The following is an 11345-nucleotide window of genomic DNA, read 5'->3' as shown; positions in this document are numbered from 1 at the left end:
GCCTACCGGAAAACGTTATCCTATCGCTCCAGCAAAGGCGCACGACGGCGGAACCTCCCGCCGTCGTGCGCCCTGCAGTCTTACGTACGCAGGAAAGCTGCGATCGCTTCAGCAGTTCCCGCTGGATCCATCACATGGACAAAGTGGTTCTGCCCGGGAAATACGGTCTCCGTCGCGTTCGGCAGCTTTTGCCCGAGGTGCCGTGATGCTCCCACCAGGTGGGACGGGCTCACCTCACCAACAAGCAGCAACGTCGAGACGCTGAGCGCGCTGTACTCCTCGACAAGAACAGCAGTCAGGTCGATCTCGCTCAGCTCGCGGGTCCACGTGGGGCTGAGCTCCACCATGCCCGCCCACAGCGGGGACGCGGCCAGGCCTTCGGTTTCTTCGGGCGAGATCCGCAGGAAGTGCTCTGCAGCTACACGCATGGCCTTGTCCCCGTCGCCGGCTTCCACGGCAGCCGCATAGTCAGCCAAAGCGGCACCGGCTGTCGGGGCATCGATGGGCAGCGGCGGCTCATAGAGCACCAGCGAGGAGACTGCCGCCCCCGTGCGAACTGCCTCAAGGGTGCAGATTGCCCCGTAGGAATGCCCCAGCAGTGCGGCACCTTCACCGGCGACAGCTAGCAGGGCTTTGATGTCATCCGACTCCGTGCCCAGCGAGTAGTCCTCGGCATCGGCGCTGAGCCCGCGGCCGCGGCGGTCCATGATGTAGACAGTATGGGCCTGGGCCAGATGCTCGGCCACACCCAGCCATTGCTCACCGGTGGACATGCTGCCGTGGACCAGAACGATGGGGCTGCCCGATCCGAGCTTGCGGTAGCCGATTGTGGTGCCGTCTGCGGACGCGACGGTGTGGGTGGACATGAGCTGGGCTTGCAAGGTGGCTCCTTAGGTTGTCTGTTGATGAGTGTGAACGGACCGGATCAGTGGAGGAAGACGTCCTTGGAAGGTGCTGTGGCCGCCGTCGTCGTACCGGTCCCCTCCGTGGACTCTGTGGAACTTGTGGCAGCGGGTGCCGCAAGCCGGGGGACGGACAAAACTGCGACGACGCCGATTGCTGCCGCGATAGCCCAGACGGAGAAGTTAATGAAGTTGCCCAGGGAAGCCGCCACCAGGATGCCACCGCCGGAAATGGCCAGCACGGCGCCGATCCGGCCAATGCCGAGCGTGATTCCAAGGGCAGTGGCGCGGGTTGCTCCGGAGAAGTAGGTTGCCACGAAGCCGTTGACCAGGATCTGGGCGCCCACCGAACCGAAGCCCACCACAGCAACCAGAAGGTACATGGCAGGAAGCGGCATGATGCCGGTTCCCATGAGCACCAGGGCGACTCCGGAGCTGGCGAACGAGATGGCCGTGACAGGCCGGGGGCCAAAGCGGTCCGCGAGCCGGGAGGACACCAGCACACCAACCACCGCGCCGATGTTCACCGTCAGAAGGAAGGTAAGGGACGAGGCAAGCGAATACTTGGCAATAACCATGAGCTGAGGCAGCCAGGTGTTCAGCCCGTAGACCAGCGTCTGGCCACAGATCCCGGCGAGGCAGAAGAGGACCATGGCACCGAGCAGACGCCCGGACAAAAGCGTACGGAATCTGCCGGTTTCGGGAGTGGAACCTTTCACCGGGGTTGGCGGAAGCGGCTCCAGCCCGTAGTCGGCTACGAGTTGTTCAGCGCGCACGCGCTCTCCCTTGGCCGCGAGGTACGCGGGAGATTCCGGGAGGAATTTGAAGAGCAACGGAACGACGGCGATGAGCGGAATGCCGCCGAGCGCCAGCATGCCTTGGAATCCAAGCGCGGGAAGGAATGCGAGGGAGAGCAGCGCGGCGAGGATGCCACCCACTGCATATCCGGAGAACATCAACGCGTTGTTGAAGTTGCGGCGGTTCAGCTTGGAGAACTCGACGGTCAAGGCGATGGCCGTGGGGATAACACCGCCCAGGCCGAGGCCTGCCAGGAAGCGGAACAGGCCGAATAGCTCAGGAGTTGGTGCCCATGCCGTCAGCAGCATCAGCAGTGAGAAGGATGCAATGGACACCATCATGATCTTTCGGCGGCCCACCACGTCCGTCAGGTATCCAATGAGGATCGCGCCGATGAACATCCCGGCGAGGGCGTAGCTGCCGATTGCGCCTGTTTGTACGGGCGTAAGACCCCACGCCTCGTACGCCAGGAGCTTGGGAACGATTGCCCCGTAGATCACGAGGTCATAGCCGTCGAACACGATGGCGAGGAAGCAGAGGAAGATGACGAGGGCGGCCGATTTACGCGGACGGACCGAGGGGGATGCTGGCGAAGGGAAAGCCATGGGGACTCCAGGTGATATACACGACGTTGTGGGTGTTCCAGAGATAGGGGCGGTCTACTTGTGACCTGACCCACAACTGAATGTAACATAAAGATGTTGTTCGTCAATAGAGTTGTTACATATCCCTCCACCCGCACGGCACAATTTGAGGAGTCTTATGCAGTGGAAGCCCAGAGCCCTGATCCTGGATCTCTTCGGGGACTACCTTCGCTATGCCGGGAGTGAGGTGCGGCTTGCTGACATAACGGAACTCCTGGCGGTGTTCGACGTCGAGCCCGCAACTGTTCGCGTGAACCTTTCCAGGCTCCGCAAGGAAGGCTGGTTCACCACCCGGCGGGTCGGGCGGGAGACGGTGTACTCCCTCACCCCGCACATGCTGGAGATCCTGAACGAAGGCCGGGAGAGAATTTTCCGCCACCGGGAGGAGAGCTGGCAGGGCCGTTGGACCATGGTGATTTACCAGGTTCCCGAGTCCGAGCGCGCCGTCCGCGAACAACTGCGGAAGCGCCTGGCCTGGCATGGGTTCGGGCAACTATCTCCGTCCACATGGCTGGCACCGCATGACCTGTTCGACGACGTCCGCGGGCTCGCTGCGGAGTACCCCCTGGCAAAGATCGATGTGCTGTGGTGCGGAACCGGCGATCTGGAGCAGGACAGGGATATTGCAGGGCGCTGCTGGGATCTGGAGCACCTTGGTTCGGATTACCGCGGGTTTATCCGCTCCTACAACCACCTCGACAACGAGCCGGTGAATGCACAGAAGGACGGGCAGACAGCCCTGATTGAGCGCATGCAGGTGATCGGCGACTTCCGGAGGTTCCCCTTCCGCGACCCCGTTCTGCCCCGCGAACTGCAGCCGGCCGATTGGCCGAGCGGTCAAGCTTATGCCCTTTTCGGCGCCATTCATCGGCAGCTTGGACCCGCAGCCACCGACTTTGTTTCCGGGGTAATAGGTCAGACCGTTGAGCAGGGTCGGGAAATCCTTATGTAACATCGCATTGACGTTGCCCTGATTTTCGTTACATAATGATCGGGACAGCTCTTTTCAATACCTTGAGGTGAAATCAATGGCGATTCGCGTGGCTTGTATCGGCGGTGGTCCCGGCGGCCTGTTCTTTACGGCACTCCTGAAACAGAGAATGCCTCAAGCTGAGGTTGTTCTTTTCGAACGCAACCAGGCTTCGGACGCCTTCGGCTTCGGCGTGGTTTTCTCGGACGCCACCCTTCGGCGGATCAATGAGGCCGACTCTGTACTCAGGGACGGCCTGAAGAACTTCGGGAAGCACTGGGACAGCATCGAGGTGTGGCTCAAAGGCGAGCGGACATCCTTCGGCGGCAACGGAATGGCTGCCATCCACCGCAAAACCATTCTGCGGCTCCTTCAGGAGCGAGCCGCCCAGGTGGGCGTGGATATGCGTTTCGGCCAAGTGGCACCACGCCTTGAGGACCTTGGCGACTTCGACCTGATTGTCGGAGCAGACGGCGCAAACTCCCAGACCCGCGAACAGCTGGGGGAAGCACTGGGCCACACGGCCGAGACCGCAACCGCCAAGTTCATCTGGTTCGGAACCACCAACCTGTTCAACGGACTGACATTCATCCACCGGCGCAGCGAGCACGGAAACTTTGCCGCCCACGCCTACCCGATCAGCGAAGAGCTGAGCACCTTCATCGTCGAAACCGATCAGGAAACGTGGCGGAAGGCCGGCCTGGACGAGTTCGACGTCAGTCAGCCTCCGGGGCCGTCCGACGAAAAAACACAACGCTATCTGGAGAAACTCTTCGCCGAAGACATCGAAGGGCAGCCTCTGGTGTCCAACAACTCCCGCTGGGCCAACTTCCGCACGCGCCAAACGAAGACCTGGCATAAGGGCAAGGTCGTCCTCCTCGGCGACGCCGTCCACACGGCCCACTTTTCTGTCGGTTCCGGGACCAAGATGGCGATGGAGGACGCGGTGGTCCTGGCCCGCGAAGTGGCCGCCCACGCCGACAACATGGAGCTTGCCCTGACGAACTACGAGGCAGAACGCCAGCCCGACGTCGCCAAGATCCAGAACTCCGCACGGCCCAGCCTCAGCTGGTGGGAACATTTTGGCCGCTACCACCAGGCCTTCGAACCCCTGCAGTTCACCTTCCATTTCTTCTCCCGGAGCATCGACATCGACAAGATCCGGCAGCGCGACCCGGAGCTGGTAGACGCCACAGAGAAGGAATGGCGCAGCATTCACGGCGCCGATCCGCTGGACACGCCCTTGCAGGCAGGTCCGGTAGCGTTCGAGGGCCGCCTGTTGCGCCTGACGAAGAACGGTAATGACACCCGCCTGCACTCCGGCGCTCAGGAGCTTCCTCTGACCGAGCTACCCGAAGAAGCCAAGGGATCAACGGGTCTGCTCCTCACGGCTCCCGACACCGAGGAAGGGCTCAACGCAATCTTCCAAGAACTGGCATCCACTCCTCCCTACGTCGTTATCGCCGGAGGCAGCCCCCTCACCCGCGCCCTGCTTTCAGAGGAGGCAAGGCTCGCCGGGGGCATCCCAAGCATCGTGGTCAATGATCAGCCCGACATCGCCGCCGCCACCACGCTGGTCCTCTCAGGCCGGGCCGACGCCGTAGCCATCAATGAAGCCTCCGCCATCACTGAAGAGAAGGCTTCCCATGCATAATCTTTCTGCACTTTTCGAACCCGCCGGAATCGTCGTCGTCGGCGCCTCCGCAAGCCCCGGAAAACTGGGGGCAGCAATGGCGGAATCCCTGGCATCCTTCCCCTCCACCGTGGCGCTGGTCAACAGCCGCAACGCCGATGGCACCATGCACTCCTCAGTGGCTGCCGCCGTTGCAGCATCGGCCGCCCCCTTGGACCTGGCCGTCCTGTGCGTTCCCGCTTCTGTGACCGGTCAGGCCCTCCGGGACTGTGCCGCCAGCGGAGTGAAGGCAGCGCTGGTCTGCGCCGGCGGATTCTCCGAAGCAGGGGAATCCGGCGCCGTTGTTGAACGTCAGGTGGTCGAGGCCGTCGAGGACACAGGCATCCGGCTGCTGGGCCCTAACACGTCCGGTTTTTTCGTACCGCACCGTTCCCTCCGGGCCAGCTTTGTCCCCGGTGTGGCCGAACTCAGCCAGGGTTCCGTGGCGGTGGTTGCCGCCAGCGGCGGAGTGAACCATGTCCTGGCCTTCCAGCTGGAAAAGGCGGGGGTGGGCGTGAGCCTTGGCATCGGGATCGGGGCGGGCATCGACATCGGTGCCCCCGAGGTCCTTGATTACCTGATAACCCACGAACAAACCAAGGTAGTGGCCCTGCACCTGGAAAATGTTGCGGATGGCCCTGCTCTGCTCAACGCCGTCCGGAAACTGACTGCGTCCAAACCATTGGTCGCCTTGGTGGTGGGCCGCAATGATGTTTCGGAGTTTGCGCAGTCCCATACCGGTGCCCTGGCAACCTCCTGGCGGACCACCAGGTCCGCGCTAAAGCAGGCCGGCGCGGTCCTGGTAGATGACGAAGTGCAACTGGTTGAAGCTGTCACAGCGTTGAGCGGGCAGAGGCTCAAACCCTCGGCCAATCCGGGCGTTGGCCTGATCACCGGACAGGCAGGACCCGGCCTCCTGATCGCTGACGCCCTGCACAGTGCCGGCGTTTCCGTGCCCCGGCTGTCGGCCTCAAGCCAGGAAACCATTGCAGGGTTGCTTCCTCCGCTGACGTTCCAGGCGAACCCGGTGGATACGGGCAGGCCAGGCCCGGGCTATGACAGGATCGTTGCCGCCGTGGCCTCGGATCCTTCAGTGGATCTGCTGGCCGTCTACGGATTGACCGAACCTATCGCCGATCTGCCGGCGTCGATCGCGGAATCAGGGGCGGCCGGTTCGCTGCCCATCCTCGTCGGCGTGGACGGACCGGACAGCGACGTGGAGCGGTCTCGCAAATCAGCCCATGATCTGGGGCTGCCGCTGATTTCGGGTCCGACGTCGTTGGCCCGCGGTCTTGTAGCGCTGGTCGATGACGCCCGTGCCCAGTTCGAGCGGGACCAGTTCGAGCGGGACAAGTCCGCCGCTGAGGCTGGAAGCAGCAACGCCGGCGTCGAGGGACTGCATGTGCACGCACTGGACATCGCCGGCCCCTGGGATGAAATCCGCTCGAAGGAGCTTCTTGACGCCCTGGGAATCAGCACCCCGCCGAGAAAGCGCTGCGCTGACAGGACAGCCGCCCATCATGCACTGGCCGATCTGGGCGCACCGGTGGCAGTCAAGCTGGTGGACGCCGAGGTCCTGCACAAAACAGACATAGGCGGTGTCCACCTGGGCATTACTTCGCCGACTTCCCTCGACGCTGCATTCGACTCGCTCCAGTCAGTAGGCGCCAAGGAATTCCTTGTTGAAACCATGGCCTCCCCGGGCGTAGACCTTGTACTAGGTGCCCGCCGCGACCCTGTGTTCGGTCCCGTCATGGTTCTGGGTCTGGGGGGAACTGCTGCAGAGGTGCTGGCCGACGTCGCCATCCGGACAGTGCCGCTCAATGAACGAACCGCCGCTGCAATGGCTGATGAGCTGCAGGCCCGGGAACTGCTGAATGGCTTCCGAAACGGACCGGTACTCGATCGGTCAGAACTGGCCGGAATTGTGGCCAGGCTCGGCAATGCATTGCTAACCAACGACGGCATCGCCGAAATCGAAATTAATCCCCTGCGCCTGACCGCTGAAGGTCTCGTTGCCCTTGACGCCGTCGTCATTACTGAGGAGAAAGCAAAATGACCAGCCATACCCGCGAAGGAGCGGTACCCTGGCCCCCGGAAGACGCAGCCAAGTACCGGGCAAAGGGTTACTGGGAGGACAGACCGCTCGGCGCCTACGTTCTGGACACCGCTGACCGCTTCCCGGATCAAGTTGCCTTGGTCGATGGAGATGTCCGCATGACCTACCGGGAACTCGTTGACCGGATGGATGGTGGGGCAGAACGGCTGCTGGCTCTTGGCCTGCGCAAGGACGACCGGATCCTTGTCCAGCTTCCCAACTGCTGGCAGTTCACCGTACTGACGCTGGCGTGCTTCAGAACGGGAATAGTCCCTGTGATGGCTCTCCCGGCACACAGGCAGTTTGAGCTCAGCTACCTCGCCGAACTGTCCGAGTCCTGTGCCATAGCCGTGCGCGATTCCATCAAGGACTTCAGTCACCAGGACCTCGCCAACCACATCGCCCAGGTAACACCGAGCCTGACGCGTGTACTGGTCTCGGGACAGGTCAACGCGGGGAACGTCGATCTTGACGCTTTGCTCGCTCCTGCCACGGACCCAGCGGGGGCCCGAAAGCAGCTGGACTCCGTTGCCCCGGCGGGCGATGACCCCGCCTGTTTCCTGCTCTCCGGCGGGACCACCGGCCTGCCGAAGCTGATTACGCGGACTCACAATGACTACGCCTACAACATCAAAGCCAGCTCCGTTGTCTCCAACGTGACGCCCGAAACGGTGTATCTGGGCACCCTGCCGGTCAGCCACAATTTCCCGCTGGCTTGCCCGGGTATCCTTGGCGTCCTGTTCGCCGGCGGCCGGGTGGTGATGCTTCCGAGCCCCGAACCGGGCAAGGCATTCGCCACGATCAAGGAAGAAGGCGTCACACTGTCCGCCGCCGTGCCTGCGGTGGCTCAGCGGTGGATCGAATACCAGCAGGAGCACGACGGCGATCAGCTGGAAACGCTGGAAGTCCTGCAGGTGGGCGGCTCACGGCTGGCCGACGAGATCGCACGGAAGGTCAAGCCGGTCCTTGGCGCCACCTTGCAGCAGGTGTTCGGCATGGCCGAAGGCCTGATCAACATGACCCGGCTGGACGATCCGGACGACGTGATCTGCATGACGCAGGGCAGGCCTGTCTCGGAGGCGGACGAAATCCGGATTGTTGATGAGACTGGAAATGACCTGCCGGACGGAGTCCCCGGAGCAATCCTCACCCGTGGTCCCTACACTCCGCGCGGTTACTACAAGGCAGCCGAACACAACGTTCGGGCCTTCACACAGGACGGCTGGTACGGCAGCGGCGACATCGTGGAACGCCGCCCGGACGGCAACCTTATTGTCCAGGGCAGGGACAAGGACATGATCAACCGCGGCGGGGAGAAGATCTCCGCCGAGGAAATTGAAAGCCTTGTCTACAGGCTCGACGCCGTCACGCTCGCCGCCGCTGTCAGCATGCCTGATCCCCTGCTGGGCGAAAAACTCTGCCTCTTCGTCACGCTCAAACCGGGCGTTGAACTTACGCTGGCCGATGTCCAGGACAGCCTGCGCCGTACGGGCGTTGCCGCCTTCAAGATTCCCGAGAAGCTCGTGGTGGTGGACGAAATCCCCACCACGAAGGTCGGCAAGATCAATAAGAAGCAGCTGCGCGAGGACGTTGCCCATCTGCTGCAGGCATCCACTTCCACTACGCACCCCTGATTGATAAGGAGAGGCCGCTATGAGCGAGAACCAGATGATTGCTCCTGCACCCACTGCTGAGGAGCAGGAGCAACTGGACCAGCTGTACAAGGATTTCAACCGGGAGAACCTCATCCCGCTGTGGACGGAGATCGGCGATCTCATGCCGATGACCCCCAAACCGCAGGCCGTGCCACACGTCTGGAGATGGAATTCCCTCCTTCCGCTGGCAGAGCGCTCCGGAGATCTCGTGCCAGTGGGACGAGGTGGCGAGCGGCGTGCCATCGCTCTGGCCAACCCCGGCCTGGGCGGACGCCCCTACGCCACGCCCACCCTGTGGGCCGCCATTCAGTATCTGGGCGGCCACGAAACTGCTCCCGAGCACCGGCATTCGCAGAATGCGTTCCGCTTTGTGGTGGAAGGCGAAGGAGTGTGGACGGTGGTCAACGGCGACCCCGTCCGCATGTCCCGCGGAGATTTCCTGCTGACACCCGGCTGGAACTTCCACGGCCACCACAACGAGACTGACAAACCCATGGCGTGGATTGACGGGCTGGACATCCCGTTCGTCCACTACACCGACAGTGCGTTCTTCGAGTTTGGCAGCGAGCGCGTCACTGATGAGTCCACGCCCAACGTTTCACGCTCAGAGCGCCTTTGGGCCAATCCGGGCCTCCGGCCGCTCTCCGGGCTGCAGAACACCGTGAACTCCCCCATCAGTGCCTACCGCTGGGAATTCACCGACCGGGCCCTCACGGAACAGCTTTTGCTCGAAGACGAAGGCCAACCGGCCACCGTGTCCCCGGGGCATGCCGCCGTCCGCTACACCAACCCCACCACCGGCGGGGACGTTATGCCCACCATCCGCGCTGAATTTCACAGGCTCCGTGCCGGCGCGAGGACCCCCGTAACCCGCGAAGTCGGTTCCAGCATCTATCAGGTCTTCGAAGGCCGCGGCTCGATTGTGCTGAACGGGGAGACCACCCACCTCGAAAAGGGGGACCTCGCCGTCGTGCCTTCATGGGTTGCCTGGTCGTTGCAAGCGGAAACCCAGTTCGACCTCTTCAAATTCGGCGACCAGCCCATCATTGAGCGCCTGAACCTCAACCGCACTTACATCGAAGGAACCGACCAGTGAGACTTGCCACGCTCCGCACCAGCACCAGCACCAGCCCTAACAACAGCACGGTGGCGGCCCGCCAGGACGACGGCAAGTTCACGGTCATCCCCGGGTACGCCGACGTCGGCGAACTGCTCGCCAATCCTGAGTGGCGAACAATCGCGGAAGCGGCCACCGGCACTGAAGCGCTCGACGGCGGTGCAGCGCTCGACGGCGCCAGCCTCGCCTCCGTGATTACCAAGCCCGGCAAGATCATCTGCGTTGGCCTGAACTACCGCACCCACATCCAGGAGATGGGCCGCGACCTGCCCGAGTACCCCACGCTGTTCTCCAAATTCGCTGAAACGCTGATTGGCCCCAACGACGATATCGAGCTTCCGGAGCAGGACGACGCGATCGACTGGGAAGCCGAACTCGCGGTCATAATCGGAAAAAGCGGCCGGCATATCGCTGAATCGGACGCCGCAGACCACATCGCCGGCTACTCCATTTGCAATGACGTTTCCATGCGCACCTGGCAGTTCAGGACCAAAGAATGGCTGCAGGGCAAAAACTGGGAAAACAGCACTCCGCTGGGCCCCGTCCTGGTAACCACCGACGAGTGGACCCCTGGTGGAACCATCAGCACCCGCCTGGACAACGAACTGATGCAGGAGGCTTCCACCGGGGATCTTGTGCACGGCCCGGAGTTCCTCGTTTCCTACATCTCCACGATGATCACCCTGAACCCAGGGGACGTCATCATCACCGGTACCCCGGGCGGTGTGGGCCACGCCCGCCAGCCGCAGCGGTACCTCCGCCACGGCCAGGTCCTTGAAACCAGCATCGAAGGGATCGGAATGCTGCGCAACAGGGCAGTGGCAGCCTCCGGTTCCGCCACGGACTAAGGGGAAAACCTTGGTAGCACGTCATGACCTGACCCAGGACCCCTTGCTGCAGGCACAGCTGCTGACGGCGCGGCGGGGAACTGCATTTTTTGCGCGAAAGCTCAATGAGCTCCGCGACGCCGATCTTGACGCGCCGTCCCTGCTGCCTGGCTGGACGCGGCGCCACGTCGTCTCGCACGTCAGTTACAACGCCCGGGCACTTTCCCGGCTTGTCGAATGGGCCAACACCGGTATTGAGACGCCCATGTATTCCTCCCCGGAGGAACGCAACAAGGAGATAGATTTCGGTGCCACCCTCAGCCCCACCGCCCTTCGAAATCTCTTTGACCACTCAGCCATCCATCTCAATGTTGAGTGGCGGGACACGGCTTCCGAAGCGTGGAGCCACGAGGTTCGGACTGCCCAGGGGCGGACGGTACCGGCATCCGAAACAGTGTGGATGCGCACCCGCGAGGTCTGGGTCCACGCGGTGGACCTGGACAACGGCGCCACCTTTGACCAGATCCCCGACGACGTCCTGGAACGGCTGATCCAGGACATCACCGGAAGCTGGCAAAAACGGGGTGAGGAAACCCCAGTCCCCGACGGAACCCTGGCCGAAGTAGCAGCCTGGGCAACTGGGCGGGGCACGCGGGGAGTCG

General features: G+C 62.8%; 9 protein-coding genes. 7 read left to right on the top strand and 2 right to left on the bottom strand.

Annotated elements, in window-relative coordinates:
- Nucleotides 1-80: 80 nt before the first annotated feature.
- Together RIN13_RS12900 and RIN13_RS12895 are read right to left on the bottom strand one after the other, a co-directional pair.
- The gene (locus RIN13_RS12900; RefSeq protein WP_309107741.1) at nucleotides 81-881 is read right to left on the bottom strand and encodes an alpha/beta hydrolase; all 801 of its coding nucleotides are present in this window, start codon (nucleotides 879-881) and stop codon (nucleotides 81-83) included.
- Between the two features lie 44 nt (nucleotides 882-925).
- Nucleotides 926-2305, bottom strand: coding sequence for an aromatic acid/H+ symport family MFS transporter (locus RIN13_RS12895; protein ID WP_309107740.1), 1380 nt, complete (start codon nucleotides 2303-2305; stop codon nucleotides 926-928).
- A gap of 157 nt (nucleotides 2306-2462) precedes the next feature.
- Here RIN13_RS12895 and RIN13_RS12890 point away from each other — a divergent pair, with 157 nt between their 5' ends.
- From RIN13_RS12890 to RIN13_RS12860, 7 genes are all read left to right on the top strand, one after another.
- Nucleotides 2463-3296 (top strand): PaaX family transcriptional regulator C-terminal domain-containing protein, encoded by an 834-nt coding sequence (locus RIN13_RS12890; protein WP_309107739.1) that lies wholly within the window; start codon nucleotides 2463-2465, stop codon nucleotides 3294-3296.
- A gap of 76 nt (nucleotides 3297-3372) precedes the next feature.
- On the top strand, nucleotides 3373-4968 hold the full coding sequence (locus RIN13_RS12885) for an FAD-dependent monooxygenase (RefSeq protein WP_309107738.1): 1596 nt from the start codon (nucleotides 3373-3375) through the stop codon (nucleotides 4966-4968).
- Nucleotides 4961-7045 (top strand): acetate--CoA ligase family protein, encoded by a 2085-nt coding sequence (locus RIN13_RS12880; RefSeq protein WP_309107737.1) that lies wholly within the window; start codon nucleotides 4961-4963, stop codon nucleotides 7043-7045. The genes RIN13_RS12885 and RIN13_RS12880 overlap by 8 nt, the downstream gene beginning before the upstream one ends.
- Nucleotides 7042-8718 (top strand): AMP-binding protein, encoded by a 1677-nt coding sequence (locus tag RIN13_RS12875; RefSeq protein WP_309107736.1) that lies wholly within the window; start codon nucleotides 7042-7044, stop codon nucleotides 8716-8718. The genes RIN13_RS12880 and RIN13_RS12875 overlap by 4 nt, the downstream gene beginning before the upstream one ends.
- A 19-nt stretch (nucleotides 8719-8737) precedes the next feature.
- On the top strand, nucleotides 8738-9835 hold the full coding sequence (locus RIN13_RS12870; RefSeq protein ID WP_309107735.1) for a cupin domain-containing protein: 1098 nt from the start codon (nucleotides 8738-8740) through the stop codon (nucleotides 9833-9835).
- Entirely contained in the window at nucleotides 9832-10704 is an 873-nt protein-coding gene (locus RIN13_RS12865; RefSeq protein ID WP_309107734.1) for a fumarylacetoacetate hydrolase family protein, read from the top strand. The genes RIN13_RS12870 and RIN13_RS12865 overlap by 4 nt, the downstream gene beginning before the upstream one ends.
- A gap of 10 nt (nucleotides 10705-10714) precedes the next feature.
- Nucleotides 10715-11345, top strand: a 631-nt coding sequence (locus RIN13_RS12860) for a maleylpyruvate isomerase family mycothiol-dependent enzyme (protein ID WP_309107733.1), incomplete at its 3' end; no start/stop codon positions are given.

The sequence above is a fragment of the Arthrobacter sp. genome, from assembly GCF_031179985.1.
GTDB lineage: Bacteria > Actinomycetota > Actinomycetes > Actinomycetales > Micrococcaceae > Arthrobacter.
Note: the sequence above shows the minus strand (reverse complement) of the source record. Positions and strands in the feature narration are given on the sequence as shown.